At 71.4% G+C, this 20,830-nt stretch carries 19 protein-coding genes; 11 read left to right on the top strand and 8 right to left on the bottom strand.

Going from position 1 to position 20,830, the window contains the following annotated elements; all coding sequences use genetic code 11:
• Window positions 1-177: 177 nt before the first annotated feature.
• Complete coding sequence (locus M8J73_RS14860; RefSeq protein ID WP_055537879.1) at window positions 178-816, top strand: hypothetical protein; 639 nt, start codon at window positions 178-180, stop codon at window positions 814-816.
• A gap of 166 nt (window positions 817-982) precedes the next feature.
• On the opposite strand, the gene M8J73_RS14855 is transcribed toward M8J73_RS14860, so the two are convergent.
• The 3 genes from M8J73_RS14855 to M8J73_RS14845 form a co-directional block, all read right to left on the bottom strand.
• A complete protein-coding gene (locus tag M8J73_RS14855) occupies window positions 983-1,783 on the bottom strand; it encodes a DsbA family protein (protein ID WP_055537878.1) in 801 nt (266 codons plus the stop codon).
• 110 nt (window positions 1,784-1,893) lie between these two features.
• Window positions 1,894-2,580 carry a hypothetical protein gene (locus M8J73_RS14850; protein WP_249828698.1) on the bottom strand — a complete coding sequence of 229 codons (687 nt, stop codon included), beginning with the start codon at window positions 2,578-2,580 and terminating at the stop codon, window positions 1,894-1,896.
• 98 nt (window positions 2,581-2,678) lie between these two features.
• Window positions 2,679-4,028 carry a DUF2252 domain-containing protein gene (locus M8J73_RS14845; protein ID WP_055539701.1) on the bottom strand — a complete coding sequence of 450 codons (1,350 nt, stop codon included), beginning with the start codon at window positions 4,026-4,028 and terminating at the stop codon, window positions 2,679-2,681.
• Between the two features lie 228 nt (window positions 4,029-4,256).
• On the opposite strand from M8J73_RS14845, the gene dnaE reads away from it, so the two are divergent.
• Window positions 4,257-7,796: a DNA polymerase III subunit alpha gene (gene dnaE, locus M8J73_RS14840; RefSeq protein WP_055539700.1), complete on the top strand. Its 3,540-nt coding sequence runs from the start codon at window positions 4,257-4,259 to the stop codon at window positions 7,794-7,796.
• Window positions 7,797-8,067: 271 nt separating this feature from the next.
• Here the strand turns inward: dnaE and M8J73_RS14835 are convergent, their stop codons facing one another.
• Entirely contained in the window at window positions 8,068-8,232 is a 165-nt protein-coding gene (locus M8J73_RS14835; protein WP_169797859.1) for a hypothetical protein, read from the bottom strand.
• A gap of 243 nt (window positions 8,233-8,475) precedes the next feature.
• On the opposite strand from M8J73_RS14835, the gene M8J73_RS14830 reads away from it, so the two are divergent.
• The 4 genes from M8J73_RS14830 to M8J73_RS14815 all read left to right on the top strand — a co-directional run bounded on the left by M8J73_RS14830 (window position 8,476) and on the right by M8J73_RS14815 (window position 12,467).
• Window positions 8,476-9,687 (top strand): NYN domain-containing protein, encoded by a 1,212-nt coding sequence (locus M8J73_RS14830; RefSeq protein ID WP_055539699.1) that lies wholly within the window; start codon window positions 8,476-8,478, stop codon window positions 9,685-9,687.
• A gap of 135 nt (window positions 9,688-9,822) precedes the next feature.
• Entirely contained in the window at window positions 9,823-10,848 is a 1,026-nt protein-coding gene (locus M8J73_RS14825) for an ABC transporter ATP-binding protein (RefSeq protein ID WP_079054938.1), read from the top strand.
• Window positions 10,849-10,918: 70 nt separating this feature from the next.
• Window positions 10,919-11,779, top strand: a complete 861-nt coding sequence (locus tag M8J73_RS14820; protein ID WP_063799231.1) for an ABC transporter permease — start codon at window positions 10,919-10,921, stop codon at window positions 11,777-11,779.
• Between the two features lie 34 nt (window positions 11,780-11,813).
• A complete protein-coding gene (locus tag M8J73_RS14815) occupies window positions 11,814-12,467 on the top strand; it encodes a hypothetical protein (RefSeq protein WP_055539697.1) in 654 nt (217 codons plus the stop codon).
• A 216-nt stretch (window positions 12,468-12,683) separates the two neighbouring features.
• On the opposite strand, the gene ybaK is transcribed toward M8J73_RS14815, so the two are convergent.
• The 4 genes from ybaK to M8J73_RS14795 all read right to left on the bottom strand — a co-directional run bounded on the left by ybaK (window position 12,684) and on the right by M8J73_RS14795 (window position 16,766).
• Window positions 12,684-13,184: a Cys-tRNA(Pro) deacylase gene (ybaK, locus tag M8J73_RS14810; protein WP_055536689.1), complete on the bottom strand. Its 501-nt coding sequence runs from the start codon at window positions 13,182-13,184 to the stop codon at window positions 12,684-12,686.
• Window positions 13,185-13,222: 38 nt separating this feature from the next.
• Complete coding sequence (locus M8J73_RS14805) at window positions 13,223-13,963, bottom strand: LON peptidase substrate-binding domain-containing protein (RefSeq protein WP_055536690.1); 741 nt, start codon at window positions 13,961-13,963, stop codon at window positions 13,223-13,225.
• 11 nt (window positions 13,964-13,974) lie between these two features.
• Complete coding sequence (locus M8J73_RS14800) at window positions 13,975-15,033, bottom strand: hypothetical protein (protein WP_055536691.1); 1,059 nt, start codon at window positions 15,031-15,033, stop codon at window positions 13,975-13,977.
• A gap of 149 nt (window positions 15,034-15,182) precedes the next feature.
• Window positions 15,183-16,766: a hypothetical protein gene (locus M8J73_RS14795; RefSeq protein WP_055536692.1), complete on the bottom strand. Its 1,584-nt coding sequence runs from the start codon at window positions 16,764-16,766 to the stop codon at window positions 15,183-15,185.
• 183 nt (window positions 16,767-16,949) lie between these two features.
• On the opposite strand from M8J73_RS14795, the gene hisD reads away from it, so the two are divergent.
• From hisD to hisH, 5 genes are read left to right on the top strand one after another with little or no spacing between them, the layout of a single operon-like run.
• Window positions 16,950-18,296, top strand: coding sequence for a histidinol dehydrogenase (gene hisD, locus M8J73_RS14790; RefSeq protein ID WP_055536693.1), 1,347 nt, complete (start codon window positions 16,950-16,952; stop codon window positions 18,294-18,296).
• Entirely contained in the window at window positions 18,293-19,402 is a 1,110-nt protein-coding gene (locus M8J73_RS14785; RefSeq protein WP_055536694.1) for a histidinol-phosphate transaminase, read from the top strand. The genes hisD and M8J73_RS14785 overlap by 4 nt, the downstream gene beginning before the upstream one ends.
• Window positions 19,399-19,992 (top strand): imidazoleglycerol-phosphate dehydratase HisB, encoded by a 594-nt coding sequence (gene hisB / locus M8J73_RS14780; RefSeq protein WP_055512118.1) that lies wholly within the window; start codon window positions 19,399-19,401, stop codon window positions 19,990-19,992. The genes M8J73_RS14785 and hisB overlap by 4 nt, the downstream gene beginning before the upstream one ends.
• On the top strand, window positions 19,989-20,153 hold the full coding sequence (locus tag M8J73_RS14775; protein ID WP_055536695.1) for a CG2302 family histidine operon protein: 165 nt from the start codon (window positions 19,989-19,991) through the stop codon (window positions 20,151-20,153). Before hisB ends, M8J73_RS14775 begins: the two co-directional genes overlap by 4 nt.
• Window positions 20,150-20,827 carry an imidazole glycerol phosphate synthase subunit HisH gene (hisH, locus tag M8J73_RS14770; protein ID WP_055536696.1) on the top strand — a complete coding sequence of 226 codons (678 nt, stop codon included), beginning with the start codon at window positions 20,150-20,152 and terminating at the stop codon, window positions 20,825-20,827. The genes M8J73_RS14775 and hisH overlap by 4 nt, the downstream gene beginning before the upstream one ends.
• Window positions 20,828-20,830: the final 3 nt, after the last annotated feature.

Here is a 20,830-nt window from a genome sequence, read left to right as displayed (position 1 = left end):
AGGCGTACAGGTTAGTACCCGTGTTCACAGGGGCCGCACAACTATATGGGGGATCTTCCCCGATGGCCGGGGGCCCGGCGCCGGGGCACGCTTGCTACCGGCAGGGCAGGGGGACAGGGCATGACCTGGGGGGACATGCCCTGCCTGCCGCTTTAACCGTCGTGCTGGGAGGTCGTCATGCAGGGTGCCCGGATGTGGGCCGTCGCCGGGGTACTGGGCGTGGCCCTGTGCGGGTGTTCGTCGTCCACCGGGTCCACGGGAGCGGGCAGCGGCGGCGGGTCGTCGTCGGGCGGGGCCGCGGCGGACACGCCCGAGGTGCCGGTGACCACCCAGGACCTGGAGCGGGTCTGCTCCGACGGGCTCGGCTTCAAGGGGCTGCCGGCCTACGACCGTGCGAAGAAGTCCGTGCACCCGGCGCAACTCATGCGCAGCGACGGCGACGACGACGGCTGGACGAGCAGCGTGCCCTCCGACGGTGACTTCCCCAAGGGCTGGTTCCTCGACTACATGGACAAGCCGGAGAAGGCCGAACTGGTCGTCTGCGTCGAGCGCACCAAGGCCACCGCGACCGGCAAGGTGTGCGACATGGAGGCCGACGGCAAGCCGCTGAAGATCAAGACGTACAACACCACGTACCGGCTGCGGGTGGTCGAGGCGCGCACCGGCAAGGAGCAGTACACGTACACCGGCAAGGCCGAGTCCGACGAGTGCCCGTACTACATCCTCACCTCGAAGGGCGAGGACGCGAACAAGTACTACAACGAGGTGCGCCCCGAGGACTACCGCAAGCGCGTCAAGCCGTACATCGCCCCGTAGCGCGGCCGGCGCCCGCCGGGCCCTTCCGGGTCCTCCACCGCGCCCTTCGCCGTGCCCTCCGCTGCCTCCGGCGGCCCCGTGCCGCGGGCGGGCCGTACGGGCGGGTGTTCCTGGCGGCCTCCGGGAACACCCGCCCGCCCCACGGCGAACGGCGCGGACGCGGGCGTTACTTGGTGACGCCCGCGTCCTTCAGGGACTTCTCCCAGTCGGCGACCGAGGACGGGTTGCCGACCGTCTTGTCGTTGATCTTGATGGTGGGGGTCGACTGGACGCCCTTGGCGTTGTCGAAGGACTTGCTCATCCTCATCGCCCAGGCGTCGTAGGTGCCCTTCTCCACGGCGTCCTGGAACTTCTTGTTGTTCTTCAGCGCGTCCACCGTGTTCGCCACCTTGATCAGGTAGCTGTCGTCGGCGAACTTGTCGGTCGTCTCCTCCGGGTGGTACTTCGCGGAGTACAGCGCGGCCTTGTAGTCGAGGAACGCCTCGGGGCTGACGTTCAGGGCGGCGCCCAGCGCGCTCAGCGCGTTCTTCGAGCCCTCGCCGCTGAGCTTGTCGTCGAGGAAGGTGCCGAGGGTGAAGGACAGCTTGTAGTCGCCGTCCTCCATGCCCTTGTCGACCGTCTCACCGACCGTCTGCTCGAACTGGGCGCAGGCAGGGCAGCGCGGGTCCTCGTACAGGTGGACGACGTTGGCGGTCTTGGAGTCGCCGATCACGACGGTGGCGCCGTTCTCGCCCGAGGTGTTGGCGGGCTTGACCACGGTGTCCTCGGCGGCGGCCTCCCACTTGGTGGGCTTGCCGGTCTGCACGACGGCGTAGCCGATACCGCCGGCGGCCGCGAGGACCGCGACGACCGAGGCCGCCACGATCGCCTGCCGCCTGACCTTCGCGCGCTTGGCCTGACGCTCGCGCTCCAGCCGCAGCCGCTCGCGCGCCGCCGACTTCGCCGTCTGGCTGTTCCGCTTGCTCATGTGGGTGAACTCCCTGGAAAACGCGCACACGTGGGTGTGCGGGATACGTGGATGGACTGCTCGTGCTCGGCGGCGTCGGGAGCCCGTGGCTCACCGAACGCCCGGAGGGGTCACGCGAAGGTGACCGAGCGCGGCGGTCCGCGCCGCCCCAGGGAGTGGGCGAGGAGAAGGCCGCGGGCGGTGGACCCGCGGTGCGCGGTGCGCGTCGGCCGCTGCTTCGCCGGAGCGCACCGCGGCGTGAGCGCGGCGACCGCGAGGAGCAGGGGCCGGAAACCGGCGGCGACGGCGGCGCCGAGGAGCTGGGCCAGCGCCCGCTCGCCGCGGCGCAGCCAGGCGGCGGCCAACAGCCCCACACCGATGTGCGCCGCGAGCAGCAGCCAGACGGCGGCCGGTCCCGCGCCCGACAGAAGCGCGGCCGCCTGGTCGGAGTCACCGGTGACGCGCGCCAGCGGGGCGCCGATGCCACCGGCGCACAGCACGTCCAGACCGACCTGGCGCAGCGGACCGGTGACCGGGCCGCCCGCCTCGCCGTAACAGGCGTGCTGACCCGTCGTGAACACCGTGTCCGCCGCCAGCTCCAGCGGGATCAGCACGGCGGCGATCCGTCCGAAGCCGCGCTCACGGCGGCCCGCCAGCGCGTACGCCACGACATAGACGGCGGCGGTGATCGCGGCCACGGCGACCAGCGGCAGCGGGGCCCGGGACAGCAGGACGTGCGACGCGGTGCTGAGCGTCACGACGAGTGCCGTGAACAGCGCCGCGCGCACGGCTCTGAGATGCGTCCCGGATATGTCCATACCGCTGGAGAGTGTCCCACGGACCCCCGTAAGGGAGCCTTAAAGGGTGCCTGTGCGCTCCCCTGCAGGGCTCCCCTGCAGGACCGCGATCCGGCCGATCACAGGCCCGGGATCCGGCCGTTGCGGAACAGGTCCACGAAGATCCGGTGGTCCGTGCGCGCGCGTGCGCCGTAGCGGTGGGCGAAGTCCACCAGCAGGGGCGCGAAGTTCGCCTCGTCGGCGGCGATCGCCGCGTCGATGGCCCGCTCCGTGGAGAACGGCACCAGGGACTGGCCGGAGAGGTCGTCCGCGGCCGCGTGCATCGTCGCCGTGGCCCGGCCGAGGTCGGCGACGACCGCCGCGACCTCCTCCGGGTCGTCGATGTCGCTCCAGTCCAGGTCCACCGCGTACGGCGACACCTCGGCGACCAACTGGCCCGTGCCGTCCAGTTCGGTCCAGCCGAGCCACGGGTCGGCGTGCGCCTGGAGGGCGCGCTGGGAGATCACCGTGCGGTGGCCCTCGTGCTGGAAGTAGTCCTGGATGCGCTGGTCGGTGATGTGCCGGGAGACGGCCGGGGTCTGGGCCTGCTTGATGTAGATCACCACATCGTTCTCCAGGGCGTCCGTGGCGCCCTCCAGCAGGATGTTGTACGACGGCAGTCCCGCCGAGCCGATGCCGATGCCGCGGCGGCCCACGACGTCCTTCACCCGATACGAGTCGGGGCGGGTCAGGGAGGACTCCGGGAGCGTCTCCAGATAGCCGTCGAAGGCGGCCAGCACCTTGTAGCGCGTGGCCGCGTCCAGCTCGATGGAGCCGCCGCCGGGCGCGAAACGGCGCTCGAAGTCGCGGATCTCGGTCATCGAGTCGAGCAGCCCGAAACGCGTCAGCGAACGCGCGTCCCGCAGCGCCCCGAGCAGCGGGCCCTGCGCGGTGTCCAGGGTGAACGGCGGCACCTCGTCCCGCTTGGCGCCCGCCGCGACCGCGTGGACCCGCTCGCGGTAGGCGGCCGCGTACACGTTCACCAGGTCCGTGATCTGCTCGTCGCTGAACGCCTTCGCGTACCCGATGAGCGCCACGGAGGCGGCGAAGCGCTTCAGGTCCCAGGTGAAGGGGCCGACATAGGCCTCGTCGAAGTCGTTCACGTTGAAGATCAGACGGCCCGTGGAGTCCATGTACGTGCCGAAGTTCTCCGCGTGCAGGTCGCCGTGGATCCACACGCGCGAGGTGCGCTCGTCCAGGTAGGGACCGGAGGCACCGTCCCCGCCGCCCCAACCGGAGGTCGCCTCGCTCAGGTCGTGGTAGAAGAGGCACGCCGTACCCCGGTAGAACGCGAAGGCCGAGGCCGCCATCTTCCGGAACTTCACGTGGAACGCGGCCGGGTCGGCGGCCAGCAGCCGGCCGAAGGCGGTGTCGAAGACGGCGAGGATCTCCTCGCCGCGTCGCTCGTCGCTGAGCTGCGGAACCGACATCGCTGGGTGCCTCCTGGTACATGAAGAATGGGACGGCTGGTCCGTCCCCTGGGCAACGTTCGGGGGTGCGCGGGAGTGCCCGCGACTCCTTCACGAAAGGTACGGGGGAGAGCCCTCACGGTGTCAGTGCCGAGGCATAGACTTCGACGCTGTCCCCCAGACTGTCCGCAGCCCGCCGGGGACCCGTCGTCGCCCTGTCGTCCGCAGTTCTCCCTGGAGGCCGAAGCCGTGTCAAAGCCGCCGTTCACGCACCTGCACGTCCACACCCAGTACTCGCTGCTGGACGGTGCCGCGCGGCTCAAGGACATGTTCAACGCGTGCAACGAGATGGGCATGACCCACATCGCGATGTCCGACCACGGCAACCTCCACGGCGCGTACGACTTCTTCCACTCCGCGCAGAAGGCCGGGATCACCCCGATCATCGGCATCGAGGCCTATGTCGCCCCCGAGTCCCGGCGGAACAAGCGGAAGATCCAGTGGGGCCAGCCGCACCAGAAGCGCGACGACGTCTCCGGCTCCGGTGGTTACACCCACAAGACCATGTGGGCGGTGAACGCCACGGGCCTGCACAACCTCTTCCGCCTCTCCTCGGACGCCTACGCCGAGGGCTGGCTGCAGAAGTGGCCCCGTATGGACAAGGAGACCATCTCCAAGTGGTCCGAGGGGATCGTCGCCTCCACCGGCTGCCCCTCCGGTGAGCTCCAGACCCGGCTGCGCCTCGGCCAGTACGACGAGGCGCTGAAGGCGGCCGCCGAGTACCAGGACATCTTCGGCAAGGACAAGTACTTCCTGGAGCTGATGGACCACGGCATCGAGATCGAGCACCGGGTCCGCGACGGCCTGCTGGAGATCGGCAAGAAGCTCGGCATCCCCCCGCTGGTCACCAACGACTCGCACTACACCTACGCCCACGAGGCGACCGCGCACGACGCCCTGCTGTGCATCCAGACCGGCAAGAACCTCTCCGACCCGGACCGCTTCAAGTTCGACGGCACCGGCTACTACCTGAAGTCCACCGACGAGATGTACGCCATCGACTCCTCGGACGCCTGGCAGGAGGGCTGCGCCAACACCCTGCTGATCGCCGAGATGGTCGACACCAAGGGCATGTTCGAAAAGCGCGACCTGATGCCCAAGTTCGACATCCCCGAGGGGTACACGGAGGTCAGCTGGTTCCGCGAGGAAACCATGCGCGGCATGGCCCGCCGGTTCCCGGACGGCATCCCGGACGACCGCATGAAGCAGGTCGAGTACGAGATGGACACCATCATCTCGATGGGCTTCCCGGGCTACTTCCTCGTGGTCGCCGACTTCATCATGTGGGCCAAGAAGCAGGGCATCGCGGTCGGCCCCGGCCGAGGCTCCGCGGCCGGTTCGATCGTCGCGTACGCCCTCGGCATCACCGACCTCGACCCCATCCCGCACGGCCTGATCTTCGAGCGGTTCCTCAACCCCGAGCGCATCTCGATGCCCGATGTCGACATCGACTTCGACGAGCGCAGGCGCGTCGAGGTGATCCGGTACGTGACCGAGAAGTACGGCGCCGACAAGGTCGCCATGATCGGCACGTACGGCACCATCAAGGCGAAGAACGCCATCAAGGACTCCGCGCGCGTCCTGGGCTACCCGTACGCGATGGGCGACCGCATCACCAAGGCCATGCCCGCCGACGTCCTCGGCAAGGGCATCCCGCTCTCCGGCATCACTGACCCCAGCCACCCCCGCTACAGCGAGGCCGGCGAGGTCCGCGGGATGTACGAGAACGAACCGGACGTGAAGAAGGTCATCGACACCGCCCGCGGTGTGGAGGGCCTGGTCCGGCAGATGGGTGTGCACGCCGCCGGCGTGATCATGTCCAGCGAGACCATCACCGAGCACGTCCCCGTCTGGGTCAGGCACACCGACGGCGTGACCATCACCCAGTGGGACTACCCGAGCTGTGAGTCGCTCGGCCTGCTGAAGATGGACTTCCTCGGCCTGCGCAACCTGACGATCATGGACGACGCCGTCAAGATGGTGAAGTCCAACAAGGGCATCGACATCGACCTGCTGTCGCTGCCGCTGGACGACCCCACGACCTTCGAACTGCTCCAGCGCGGCGACACCCTGGGCGTCTTCCAGTTCGACGGCGGCCCCATGCGCTCCCTGCTGCGCCTGATGAAGCCCGACAACTTCGAAGACATCTCCGCCGTGTCGGCCCTGTACCGCCCGGGCCCGATGGGCATGAACTCCCACACGAACTACGCGCTGCGCAAGAACGGGCAGCAGGAGATCACGCCGATCCACCCCGAGCTGGAGGCGCCGCTCAAGGAGGTCCTGGACGTCACCTACGGCCTCATCGTCTACCAGGAGCAGGTGCAGAAGGCCGCCCAGATCATCGCCGGCTACTCGCTCGGCGAGGCCGACATCCTCCGCCGCGTCATGGGCAAGAAGAAGCCCGACGAGCTGGCGAAGAACTTCACCATCTTCCAGGCCGGCGCCCAGAAGAACGGCTACAGCGACGAGGCCATCCAGGCCCTGTGGGACGTGCTGGTCCCCTTCGCCGGCTACGCCTTCAACAAGGCGCACTCCGCCGCGTACGGACTGGTCTCCTACTGGACCGCCTACCTCAAGGCGAACCACCCGGCCGAGTACATGGCCGCGCTCCTCACCTCGGTCAAGGACGACAAGGACAAGTCCGCGATCTACCTGAACGAGTGCCGGCGCATGGGCATCAAGGTGCTCCCGCCGAACGTCAACGAATCGGTGCACAACTTCGCCGCCCAGGGCGACGACGTGATCCTGTTCGGCCTGGAGGCCGTCCGTAACGTCGGCACCAACGTGGTCGACGCGATCATCCGCTCCCGCAAGGCGAAGGGGAAGTACGCCTCCTTCCCCGACTACCTGGACAAGGTCGAGGCCGCCGCCTGCAACAAGCGCACCACGGAATCGCTGATCAAGGCCGGCGCCTTCGACACCCTCGGCCACACCCGCAAGGGCCTCACCGCCCAGTTCGAACCCATGATCGACAACGTGGTGGCGGTCAAGCGCAAGGAGGCCGAGGGCCAGTTCGACCTCTTCGGCGGCATGGGCGAGGAGCAGAGCAGCGAGCCCGGCTTCGGACTCGACGTCCAGTTCACCGACGACGAGTGGGACAAGGCCTACCTCCTCGCCCAGGAGCGGGAGATGCTCGGCCTCTACGTCTCCGACCACCCGCTGTTCGGGCTGGAGCACGTGCTCTCCGACAAGGCCGACGCGGGCATCGCCCAGCTCACCGGTGGCGAGCACGCGGACGGCGCGGTCGTCACCATCGGCGGCATTATCTCCGGCCTCCAGCGCAAGATGACCAAGCAGGGCAACGCCTGGGCCATCGCCACCGTCGAGGACCTCGCCGGCTCCATCGAATGCATGTTCTTCCCGGCGACCTATCAGCTCGTCTCGACCCAGCTCGTCGAGGACGCCGTCGTCTTCGTCAAGGGCCGCCTCGACAAGCGCGAGGACGTTCCCCGGCTCGTCGCGATGGAGCTCCAGGTCCCCGACCTGTCCAACGCGGGCACCAACGCGCCCGTGATCCTCACCATCCCGGCCACCCGGGTGACCCCGCCCATGGTCAGCCGGCTCGGCGAGATCCTCACCCACCACAAGGGCGAGAGCGAGGTGCGCATCCGGCTCCAGGGGCCCACCAAGACCACGGTGCTCCGCCTCGACCGGCACCGGGTGAAGCCGGACCCGGCCCTCTTCGGCGACCTGAAGGTCCTGCTCGGCCCGTCCTGTCTGGCCGGCTGAGTCCGCCCCGGCGGACCTAGGGCCCTTCTGATGGATCTCCGCGGCGTCGCGACGCCCGGCACGCCCTCTCGCCGCACCGCGCGAAAGCCCAAGTACATCCAGTACGAGGGCTTCCGCGCGGCACGCCGAGAGCACGCACCGGACGCCGCTCCTTCTCCCGCGGAGATCCATCAGAAGCGCCCTAGGGGGCGTGATCGCGCGAGGGGCGCATCCGGAGTTCCGGATGCGCCCCTCGGTGCCATGGGGCTGCGACCAGCCCGTCATACGGATGTCAGTTGTGGCCGAAGCGCTTCTGCCGACCCTTGCGGGACATGTCGCCGGGGGTCACCGAGGCGACACGCTGGTCGGCGCCCGACTCCATGGAGGACGGCTGTACCTCCTGCTGACCACGCTCGGACTGGGGCTGCTTACGGTCCTGCTTCTTGTTCTTGGCCATGGTGATCTGCCTCCTGTGGGGGATCTAGGGGCCAGGGCCGCGACCAGATTCACATAGCCCGACACGCCGCGCATGTCGGGGAATCACCGTCCGTGACGACCGTTGTCGCCACCTGCGGTGCGATGTGTGGCGCGACCGGCGAACACGCCACGCCGATGATCCAGTTCCGGCCGTTAACCTCCGCGAGGTCGGGCAGACTCGAAGGAAGCCCTAAGCACACCTCCCGGAAAGAGGGTGGATCGAGTGGACCGCTGCATCGTCCTGGTGGACGCCGGGTATCTGCTCGGCGCGGCCGCCAGCCTCCTCGCCGGGGAACCCTCCCGCTCCCGCATCACCGTCGACCACACGGCCCTCATCCAGGGCCTGCGCGAACGCGCCGAGGCCGACACCGAACGCCCCCTGCTGCGCATCTACTGGTTCGACGGCGCCCCTGACCGCGTACCGCAGCCCGAGCACCGCAGGCTGCGCGTGATGCCCCGGGTGACCGTCCGGCTCGGCGCCCTGACCCGTAGCGACGGCCGCTGGGCGCAGAAGGGCGTGGACGCCGCCATGCACGCCGAGCTGACCGAGCTGGCCCGCAACCGGGCCTGCTCCGACGTGGTCCTCGTCACGGGCGACGGGGATCTCCTGCCCGGCATGATGGCGGCCAAGGAGCACGGCGTCGCCGTGCACCTGTGGGCGGTGCAGGCCGCCGACGGGGACTACAACCAGTCCGAGGACCTGGTCGCCGAGGCCGACGAGCGGCGCGTCCTCGACCGGGCGTGGATCACCAAGGCCGTACGGGCGAAGGACCTCGGCGGGGTCTGCGCACCGCCTCCCGTGCCCCGGCCCGAGATCGCCGCGATCCTGTCGGCGCCGCTGCCCGAGTCCGCCCTCGCCGCCGCGGAGCGGACGGCCCCCGAGCCCGAGCAGGCCCCCGCGGGACGCAACGGGGCCGCCGAGCGGGTGCCGGCCGCCGCCAAGGGCGTACCGACGCCGAAGGACCTCGCCGCGATGCGGGGACCCGGCGCGCACCCCGTTCAGCACCCGGCGACCGCCACGCTGCGCTGGTCCTCCGACAAGGGATGGGTGGACCGGCCCGGTGCCACGGCGGAGCCGCCGGAGGCGGCGGCGATGCCGACGCTGGCGCAGCTGACCACGGCGGAGCAGCGGTGGGCCGACCGCGAGGAGGACATCACCACGGTCGGCGGCGACCCCTTCGAGGTCGGACAGGTGTTCGCCCGGCGGTGGATCTCACGGCTGACCGACCAGTCCCATGTGCAGAAGCTGTCGGCGATGTACCCGCGGGTGCCGCACCGCGTGGACGGCGAGCTGCTCCGGTACGCGGCCCGGTTCGGGCTGCTCGCGCACAAGGACGACCAGATCGACGAGCACGACCGGTACGCCATCCGGGCCGGGTTCTGGCGCGAGATCGATGTGCGCACGGCCGCGGAGCACGCACCGGCCGGGGAGTGACCCCGCGGCACCGCCCCGGCCTGCGGGTTCCCCGGCGGTGACGGGTTCGCCGCGGCGTGTCGCCCGGTTCCCCGCGCCGCGGGAGGGGTGCCCCGGAGGCGATTCGGTCCCCGGGACCCCGTAGGCTCGTCCCTCGTGAGTACGCGTTCGGCACAGGCGGTTCGGCATGACGGGGATGTCGTGTGTGCCGTGCGGGGCCTCACCAAGACGTATCCGGCGACCCGGGCACGGCGCGGGACGCCGGGAACCCCCGAGGTACGGGCCAACGACGCGGTCGGACTGGAGGTCCGGCGCGGCGAGATCTTCGGACTGCTCGGGCCCAACGGCGCCGGAAAGACCACCCTCGTACGGCAGCTGACCGGGCTCATGCGGCCCGACGACGGCACCGTCGAGATCCTCGGGCACGACATCGTGCGCCACCCGGAGCGGGCCGCGCGCATCCTCGCCTACCTCGGCCAGGAGTCGACCGCGCTCGACGAGCTGACCGTGGCGCTGGCCGCCGAGACCACCGGGCGGCTGCGCGGCCTCGACGTACGGCGGGCGCGCGCCGAGCGGGACGCCGTCCTCGACGAACTCGGGCTGAGCGGCCTCGCCGCACGGCCCCTGAAGAAGCTGTCCGGAGGGCAGCGCCGGCTCGCCTGCTTCGCCACCGCGCTGGTCGGCGAGCGGCCGCTGCTCGTACTGGACGAGCCGACCAGCGGCATGGACCCCGTCGCCCGCCGGTCCGTGTGGGCGGCCGTCGACCGGCGGCGCGCCGAGTCCGGCACCACCGTCCTGCTGGTCACCCACAACGTCATCGAGGCCGAGACCGTCCTCGACCGGGTCGCCGTCCTCGACCAGGGGCGGGTCATCGCCTGCGACACCCCGGCCGGGCTGAAGGAGAAGGTCGCCGGCGAGGTCCGCGTCGAACTGGTGTGGCGCGAGCGGGCCCCGCTGGACGTGCCCGAGGTCGCCGCCCTGCTGCCCCGGGCCGTGGAGTCCGGCCGCCGCTGGACGCTGCGGCTCGCCCCTGAGGAGGCGCGCGCGGTGGTGGCCACCGTCACCGGCGGCGCCGCCTTCGTCGCGCTCGACGACTTCACGCTCGCCACACCGAGCCTGGAGGACGTCTACCTGGCGCTCGGCGGCAGCGCGGGCCACGCACAGGGCCTGGTCAAGGCGTGAGGGGCGCGGGCATGGGCCGGACGGCGGCCGGTACCGGCGTGAACGCCAGGGCTGCCGCAGCCGTACGAGAATGGGCGACAGCCGAAGCGCGAAGGAGCAGCTCGACGTGAGTGTCGTACCCGCCGAGGCCCTGCCGGGCAGTGCCCTGGCAGTCGAGGAGCGTGCGAAGCGGGAGGCCGCCGAGCTGGGGCCCCGCGCCCGGCTGTGGCCCTCCCTCGCCGCCGTGTACCGGGCGCAGCTCTCCCGGGCGCGGGTCGCGCGGATCCCGCTGCTGTTCGTCGCCACCTTCCAGTCGATCGGGATCATGATCCTGATGCGCGGGGTGGTGGACGGCGGGGCCGAGGCACGGGCCGTCGTCGCCGGTTCGTCCGTGCTCGTCGTCGCGTTCGTGGCGCTGAACCTGCTGGCGCAGTACTTCGGGCAGCTGCGCTCCAGCGGCGGCCTCGACCACTACGCGACCCTGCCGGTGCCGCCGGCCGCCGTCGTCCTCGGCGCCGCCGGCGCGTACGCGTCGTTCACCGTGCCGGGCACCGTGGTCACGGCGGTGTTCGGGTGCGTGCTGTTCGGGCTGCCGCTGGCCCACCTGTGGGTCCTCGCCGCGGTGATCCCGCTCGCCGGGGCCGCCCTCGCCGGGCTCGGCGCCGCGCTGGGCCTGCTCGCCCCGCGCCCCGAACTCGCCACCGTCCTCGGCCAGCTCGGCATGTCGGCGGCGCTGCTGCTGGGCGTGCTCCCGGCCGACCGGATGCCCACCGTGATCCAGTTCGCCCGCGACCTGCTGCCCTCCACCTACGGCGTCGAGGCCTTCGCACGGACCTTCGGGCCCCACCCCGACTGGGCGTTCGTCCTCGGCGACCTCGCCGTGTGCGCGGGCGTCGGTGTCGTCTCCCTCGCCGTCGCCACCTGGGCGTACCGCAGGGCCGCCGTCCGGTGACGCGCCGCACAGCCGCGCCTGGCACGATGTCAGAGTGACCGCACCGTTTTCTTCGCCTCCGCCGCAGCCGCACCACCAGCCGCCGACCGACCCCTGGGCCCCGCCGCCCACCGGCGGACACGGCGAGGGACACGGGTGGCACGAGCCGGAGGAGCCGTCCGGGCCCGGGCTGGGGAGAGAGCTGCTGGAGGCCGCCGTCGTCACGGTGGTCATGACGCTGGTCGGCGGGGTGCTGCTCGGAGTGCTGTGGTGGTGGCTCGCCCCGCACGTGCCACTCGTCTCCGACGGGTCGGCGGTCTACTTCAAGGACACCGAGGGCGAGCAGGCCGTCGGCGTCGACGGAACGTTCACGCTGCTCGCGCTGGGTATGGGCGCGGTGAGCGCGCTCGTCGTGTTCCTCCTGCGCCGGCGCGGTGGTGTGCCACTGGTCGCGGCGCTCGCCGTGGGCGGGCTGCTGGGCGCGGTAGTGGCGTGGCGCCTCGGGGTGTGGCTCGGTCCCGGTACGGATGTGGTGGCACGGGCGAAGGAAGCGGGGCGGGGGGTGACGTTCTCGGCGCCGCTGAAGCTGGCGGCGAAGGGGGCGTTGCTGGCGTGGCCTTTGGCGGGGCTGTTGGTGCACCTCGCGTTGACGGGGTTGTTCGGGCCGCGGGATCCGGAGCGGGTCGAGGAGTACGAGGGCGCGAAATAACTCGGGGCCGGGGGGTTCGTCGGCGGGTGCGGGTGGGTGGGGGCTTGTCGCGCAGTTCCCCGCGCCCCTGAAAAGCGACCAGGCTGCGCCCCGTGCTTTTCACAGGGTGAAGGGCGGGCCGCAGGCCCGTCCCGTCAGGGGCGCGGGGAACTGCGCGAGAAACCACGAACCACCCGCAGTCGCCCTACCACCCGCACCCCCGAGCTACCAGGCGCCCTACGCCCTCGCGATCCGCGCCGTCGTCGCCCCCGTCAACCCCGCCAGATCCCCCGGCGTCAGCTCGACCTCCAGCCCCCGGCGGCCCGCCGAGACGCAGATCGTGGTGTGGCCGGAGGCCGACTCGTCCAGGACCGTGCGGAGCTTCTTGCGCTGGCCGAGGGGGGAGATGCCCCCGCGGACGTACCCCGTCGTGCGTTCGGCCAGCGTGGGGTCCGCCATCGCCGCCCGCTTCCCGCCGACCGCCGTCGCCAGCGACTTCAGGTCCAGCTGGCCCGCGACCGGCACCACGGCCACGACCAGCGCGCCGTCGACGTCCGCGACGAGGGTCTTGAAGACACGCTCGGGCGAGACTCCCATCGCCTCCGCCGCCTCCTCGCCGTAGGAGGGGTGGGACGGGTCGTGCTCGTAGGCGTGGACGGTGAACTCCACGCCCGCCGCCGTCAGCGCCACCGTCGCCGGCGTGCCCCCCGCCTGCTGCTTCTTCGCCTTCTTCGCCATCCCAGCCTGTTCCCGGTAGCCGTGTCCGCGAGCCGTCGTCAGTTGAGGCTCGTCGGACCCCGCGTCAGCTCCGACGCGGGCAACGACGGCAGACTACGGATGATCGCGCTCTCGGCGCGCAGGAGTTTCAGCTCGTCACGCAGCCGGGACGCGGTGTCGGGGGCCTGGAGGAGCCGCTGCTTGGCCGGGGTGTCGAGCATCATCGCCGCGGCGACCAGGTACGACACCACGGCCGGCTCGTCGGGCAGGTCCGCGCCCGTCGACAGCGACCGCTCCCGCGCCCCCGCCAGACGCTTCTGGTACTGGCGGAAGGCCCGCAGCACGCCCTCGGCGAGCGCGCCCGCCTCGTCACCGGGTGCCTCCGGCAGCTCCTCCAGGTCCGCCACGAGGAACGGTCCGCTCGTGTCGAGGGAGAGCAGCCGGACCCGGTTCGTGCCGGTGGCGAGGACCTCGAACGTGCCGTTGTCGCGCTCCCGGATGGTGGCCGCGTCGGCGATGCAGCCCACCGTGTGGAACGCCTTGGCCGGGTCGTCGCCGAACCCGGCGGTCGGGCCGCGCTCCGGGAGCGCCGTCGGATCCGGCATGCCGGGCGCGCTCGGCGCGACCTCGTGGCCGTCACGGATGGCGACGACGGCGAAGCGGCGCGGTTCGTCCTCGGGGGTCTTCAGCAACTCGCGCATCATGGCGCGGTAGCGCTCCTCGAAGATGTTCAGAGGAAGCACGAGCCCCGGGTACAACACGGAGTTCAGGGGGAAGAGCGGCAGCCGGACGGTGGTCACGAGGCCAGAGCCTAGTCGCCGTCGGGGCGCGCGCGTTCGCTCGTACTGGTTTGTGACCTTGCCGCGGGCCGCCCGGCGCGCTTCTGGGACCGCGTCAGCAGCGGCATCGAGGACGCCACCTCCAGCCGTACCCCGTCCCGCAGTTGGAGGAACTGGCCCAGCGGATCGCCGGAGACCCGGTCCCAGGGGAACGAGGTGGCGTACGGGCCGATCCTGCGCAGCTGTTCCAGGGCGTCCGGCCAGCGTTCGAGGCGGACCAGGACGTAGGTGAGGAGGTTGCGGACCTCGGCGGGCCACGGGTCGCCCGGCTCGTACGCGGCGGAGAGCGCGATCGCGCGGTCCGCCGCCTCGTCCAGTCGTGCGCGCCGTACCTCGGGGCCGCCGCCGTCGACGAAGTGGGCGAAGGCCGCCCGAACGGGGAGGGCCTGGACGAGGGAGCCGGGCAGGGCGTCCTCGGCGGCCCGTTCGGCGAAGTCGAAGCACTCGGGGTGCGAGCCGTACCAGGCGGCGGAGAGGTACTTCAGGGCCGAGACATGGCAGCCGTAATGGTGCGGGGAACGGCGGACGGCCTCCGCCCACAGCCGCTCGAAGCCGGCGCGGCCCACGCCCGTGCCCCGCGCCTGGTCCAGGGCGATCCGCCACGGCACCGGGTCGCGGGGCTCGCGCTCGGCGGCCGCCATGATCAACGGGCCCGCCTCGCGCAGCAGTTCCACCCTGGCGGGGGAGTGCCAGCCGCGGGACACCGCCAGCTCGGCCCTGACCAGCAGGACGTCCGGGTCGTGCGGGGCGGCGCGCCGCCACTCGCGCAGCCATGGGTCGCGCGCGCGGGCGAAGGCGGCGAGCCGCAGCGCGTACCGGTCGCGGTTCTCCCACTCCGCCGCCTCCCGCGTCGTCGCGAGGAGCCGGGCCGCGGGCGCGTACGCCCCCCGGCCGGCCGCGACCAGCGCGGGCCCGAGCCGCTCGTCCGGGGCGTCGAGCAGCACGTCGTCGTCGGCCGGCAGGCCGTCGGCGAGGCCCGAGGTGTGCCGCGCCATCCGGGCCGTGCGCACGAGCGCACGCAGCAGGTCCATGTGGCGCGCCCCCTCAGCGCCCGGCCGGTCCGCTCGGCGGGACCGGTGCTCTCCGTCTCGGTACAACGCCTCGACGGTGGTGTCGTGGTCGGTGGTTCGAGGGGAAGACGGAGCGCGGGCGACTCGGGTTGTGCCTCTTCACAACCTTTTCAGTTCCTGCTCAGCAGTCGCGTGGCGCCCGCGGCGACCGTCGTCGCGAGGATCCAGCCCAGCAGGATCACCACCACCGCGAGCCACTGCCAGCCGCCCCGCAGCTGCCAGTAGCCGACCTGGCCGAGGTCGATCACCGGGAGCAGCAGATCCAGGGCGAACAGGGACGGACTCCAGTGCGGGTGCTCGCCGCTCTTGATCGGCGGATGGTCGGCGTGGGAGAAGGCGTACGAGGTGAGCGCCCACAGCAGCGCCATCCACACGACGGCCCGGCCGGGTCGGTACCCGTACGCCACCGCCCAGTCCTGCGCGTAGCCCCACAGCTTGGCCGCGAGCGGCAGGTTCTCCCGGCGGTGGCGCTGCTTGGCGAGGAGCACCTCGCGGGCGCCCTCGTCGTCGCCGCTGGCCCGCAGCACCGTCGCGAGCCGCTCGTACGGCTCCGGCTGGTACTCGGGGGTCGCCGCCGCCACCCACTCCAGCCGTCCGGCCAGCGGGAACCGGTCCCGGGGCACGAGGTTCTCGTACTGGAAGCCCCCCATCTGGAGGTTGCCGGGGCCCGGCCAGCTGTCCGCCCGGTCGATGAGGACGCCGACCCGGGCCCCCGACAGCACGACCTTGCCGCGCTCGGGCCGCTCGCCGAGGAAGCGCAGCTCGGGCACCTGGACCCGGCGCAGGGACAGCTCCTGTTCATCCGTGAAGGTGAACCTGGCCCGCTCCAGGTCGACGGCGTCCCCGAACCGCCCGTCGTCCAGACGTATCCCGCCCTGACACTCGAACCGCTGGACGCGGGTGCCGCGCGCGGGCGTGCTGCCGCTGGTGTACAGCGGATTGCCGACGCCGGCGGGGGTCAGATAGAGGGTGCGCTCGACGGTCAGCTGCGGCGCGTTCAGGGCGAGACGGCCGTAGGGGTTGGCGAGCCGGCTGCCGCGCAGGCTGAGCGAGGCCCCGACGGTCGCGCCGCGCAGACTCAGCTCGCCGTGCGACTCCAGCATCTCCGCCTGCACGTCCTGGGCGACGCTGAGGCCGTCGGCGGACAGGGACCGGCCGTGCCGGTCGCGGTAGACGACCGCCTGGTTGAGCAACAGATCGGTGCCGATGTGCGCGTCGGCGAGCCGCACCCCGTTGTGGAAGCGGCAGCGCGGCAGATGCAGGTCGCCCTCGGTGTGCAGCCGGGCCGCCTCCAGCCGCGGCACCGAGCAGTCCACCAGCCGCACGGTGGTGAACCGGGCCTCCGGCAGCAGGATCTCCTTCTCGAAGCGGCAGCCCTTCATCTCCACGTACGGCACCACCTGGCCGCCCGCCAGCTCCAGGACGCCCTTGATCTGCACGCCCACCAGCTTGAGCGCGGACACCCGGCCGGCCAGCGCGGGCGGCCCGTCCAGCAGCAGCCAGGCCACGATCCGGGCCCGTACCGTCCGCTCCGGGCCCCAGGGGTGGCCGCCGTGCGGATCGTCCTCGGCGGTGTCGCCGCTGCGGAGGTCGTACACGCTGCCGTTGCGGAACGCCTGCCACATACCGGCCTCGGCGGCGGTGAGGTCGTCCGGGATCTCCCCGTCGTCCCGGATGGCGGCACCCTCGCTCACGGCTGTTCCTTCCTCCGTCTCCGTCACTCGCGTGTATCGCACAACAGTTCACGCAGGTGATGCCCGCTGAGTGACGCCCCGAACGCTAGACGTGAAGAGGATCTTCCGGGTTTCGTCGGCGACGCGTATCAGCCATTGGAACGTGCGGACAGCCGTCGACCGAGGTCTGAGAGAATTGGGCCTGTGATCTCCCGAATCGATCTGCGCGGCGACGCCCTCCCGAAGGGACCCGCCCTGCGCGACCTGCTGCCCCGAGCCGACTTCGACGTCTCGGCCGCCCTGGAGAAGGTGCGTCCGATCTGCGAGGCCGTGCATCATCGCGGGGACGCGGCGCTGATCGACTTCGCCGAGAAGTTCGACGGCGTACGCCTCACCTCCGTGCGGGTCCCGGCCGAGGCCCTCACGGACGCGCTGGACCAGCTCGACCCGGCCGTCCGCGCGGCCCTGGAGGAGTCCATCCGCCGCGCCCGCCTCGTCCACCGCGAGCAGCGCCGCACCACCCACACCACCCAGGTCGTGCCCGGCGGCACCGTCACCGAGAAGTGGGTGCCGGTCGAGCGCGTCGGCCTCTACGCCCCCGGCGGCCGCTCGGTCTACCCCTCCTCCGTGATCATGAACGTGGTCCCGGCGCAGGAGGCGGGCGTCCCCTCGATCGCGTTGGCCTCGCCCGCGCAGGCCGAGTTCGACGGACTGCCGCACCCCACGATCCTCGCAGCGTGCGCCCTGCTCGGCGTCGACGAGGTGTACGCGGCCGGCGGCGCCACCGCCGTCGCGATGTTCGCGTACGGCACCGAGTCCTGCCCGCCGGCCAACATGGTCACCGGGCCGGGCAACATCTGGGTGGCCGCCGCCAAGCGCTACTTCACCGGCGTCATCGGCATCGACTCCGAGGCCGGCCCCACCGAGATCGCGGTCCTCGCGGACGACACCGCCGACCCGGCGCACGTCGCCGCCGACCTGATCAGCCAGGCCGAGCACGACCCGCTGGCCGCCGCCGTGCTCGTCACCGACTCCGTCGCGCTCGCCGACGCCGTCGAGAAGGAGCTGGGCCCGCAGGTCGAGGCCACCAAGCACATCGAGGACCGGATCCGCCCCGCCCTCGCGGGCCGCCAGTCCGCGATCGTCCTCGTCGACGGCATCGACGAGGGCCTCAGGGTCGTCAACGCCTACGGCGCCGAACACCTGGAGATCCAGACGGCGGACGCCGCGGCGGTCGCCGAGCGCGTCGTCAACGCGGGCGCCATCTTCATCGGCCCCTGGGCGCCGGTCTCGCTCGGCGACTACGCGGCGGGCTCCAACCACGTGCTCCCGACCGGCGGCTGCGCCTGCCACTCCTCCGGTCTGTCCGTCCAGTCCTTCCTGCGCGGCATCCACATCGTCGACTACACGCGGGAGGCGCTGGCCGAGGTCGCGCACCACGTGGTCACGCTGGCGGAGGCGGAGGACCTGCCCGCGCACGGCGCGGCGATCAAGGCTCGTTTTGGCGGAGCCGAACAGTGGACACGCGGTTGGAAGGTACCTGGTCAGTGAGCTTCGGAATCGACGATCTCCCCGTCCGGGACGAACTGCGCGGCAAGAGCCCCTACGGCGCGCCCCAGCTCGACGTCCCGGTGCGGCTGAACACCAACGAGAACCCCTACCCCCTGCCCGAGCCGCTGGTGGAGCGGATCGCGGAGCGGGTGCGCGAGGCGGCACGGAACCTCAACCGCTACCCCGACCGGGACGCGGTGGAGCTGCGGACCCGGCTCGCCGAATACCTGACGCGGACCTCCGGGTTCGCCGTGGACGTCACGAACGTCTGGGCGGCCAACGGCTCCAACGAGGTCATCCAGCAGCTGTTGCAGACCTTCGGCGGCCCCGGCCGTACGGCCATCGGCTTCGAGCCGTCGTACTCGATGCACGGACTCATCGCGCGGGGCACCGGCACCGGCTGGATCTCCGGCCCCCGCAACGACGACTTCACGATCGACCTCGCGGCGGCCGAGCGGGCCATCGCCGAGCACCGGCCTGACGTCGTCTTCGTCACCACCCCCAACAACCCCACGGGCAACGCGGTCCCCGAGGAGACGGTCCTCGCCCTGTACGAGGCCGCCCAGGCCGCGAAGCCGTCCATGGTCGTCGTCGACGAGGCCTACATCGAGTTCAGCCACGGCGACTCCCTGCTGCCGCTGCTCGAAGGACGGCCGAATCTCGTCGTCTCGCGCACCATGTCCAAGGCATTCGGCGCCGCCGGACTGCGCCTCGGCTACCTCGCCGCGCACCCGGCGGTCGTGGACGCGGTCCAGCTCGTCCGGCTGCCCTACCACCTCTCCGCTGTCACCCAGGCGACCGCCCTGGCCGCCCTGGAGCACACCGACACCCTCCTCGGCTATGTCGAGCAGCTGAAGGCGGAGCGGGACCGGCTGGTCGCCGAGCTGCGCGCCCTCGGCTACGACGTCACCGAGTCCGACGCCAACTTCGTGCAGTTCGGGACGTTCGACGACGCGCACGAAGTGTGGCGCAAGATCCTCGACCGGGGCGTCCTGGTCCGGGACAACGGCGTACCGGGGTGGCTGCGGGTGACCGCGGGAACCCCGGCCGAGAACGACGCGTTCCTCGACGCGGTACGTGAACTGAAGAAGGAGCAGAGCGCATGAACCGCGTTGGACGCGTGGAGCGGGTCACCAAGGAGACGTCGGTCGTCGTCGAGATAAACCTCGACGGCACCGGCCGCACCGAGATCTCCACCGGGGTCGGCTTCTACGACCACATGCTCGACCAGCTCGGGCGCCACGGACTGTTCGACCTCACCGTGAAGACCGACGGCGACCTGCACATCGACTCCCACCACACCATCGAGGACACCGCCCTCGCGCTGGGCGCCGCCTTCAAGCAGGCCCTCGGCGACAAGGTGGGCATCTACCGCTTCGGCAACTGCACGGTCCCCTTGGACGAGTCCCTCGCCCAGGTCACCGTCGACCTCTCCGGCCGCCCCTACCTCGTGCACACCGAGCCCGAGAAGATGGCGCCGATGATCGGCGAGTACGACACCACGATGACCCGGCACATCCTGGAGTCCTTCGTCGCCCAGGCGCAGATCGCGCTGCACGTGCACGTGCCGTACGGGCGCAACGCCCACCACATCGTCGAGTGCCAGTTCAAGGCGCTGGCCCGCGCCCTGCGCTATGCCTCCGAGCGCGACCCGCGCGCGGCCGGCATCCTGCCCTCCACGAAGGGCGCGCTGTGAACAGCCTTTCGACCATCCTGATCGTCGTCGGTCTGTTCCTGGTCGGCGGGATCATCTCCTTCGTCAAGCAGCAGATGCCGAAGGGCCTCATCGTGCTGCTCTCCCTCGCCGCCGCGATGTGCCTCGTCGCGGGCGTCATGAGGCTGGAGGTGTGGAATTGAGCACCGGGAACGCGGGACCGGGGACCACCGCGACCACCCCCGCCAAACGCGTCGTCGTCTTCGACTACGGCTTCGGCAACGTCCGCTCCGCCGAGCGCGCCCTCGCGCGCGCGGGAGCCGACGTCGAGATCACCCGTGACTTCGACACGGCGATGAACGCCGACGGGCTGCTGGTGCCCGGCGTCGGCGCGTTCGCCGCCTGCATGAAGGGACTGAAGGAGGCGCGCGGCGACTGGATCATCGACCGCAGGCTCGCCGGCGGACGCCCCGTCATGGGCATCTGCGTCGGCATGCAGATCCTCTTCGCCCGCGGCATCGAGCACGGCGTGGAGACCGAGGGCCTCGACGAGTGGCCCGGCGCGGTCGAGCCGCTCCAGGCCGAGATCGTGCCCCACATGGGCTGGAACACCGTCGACGCCCCGGCCGGCTCGGAGCTGTTCGCCGGCCTGGATACCGACGCCCGCTTCTACTTCGTGCACTCCTACGCCGTCCACGACTGGTCCCTGGAGACGCACAACCCGAACATCACCGCGCCCAAGGTCACCTGGGCGACGCACGGCAAGCCCTTCGTGGCGGCCGTCGAGAACGGCGCCCTGTGGGCCACGCAGTTCCACCCCGAGAAGTCCGGCGACGCCGGAGCCCAGCTGCTGACCAACTGGATCGGAACCCTGTAGACC

The organism is Streptomyces neyagawaensis (genome assembly GCF_023516595.1).
In the GTDB taxonomy this organism is placed as follows: Bacteria; Actinomycetota; Actinomycetes; order Streptomycetales; family Streptomycetaceae; genus Streptomyces; species Streptomyces neyagawaensis.
The sequence above is the reverse complement of the archived record's forward strand: the minus strand, read 5'-3'. Positions and strand labels throughout refer to the sequence as shown.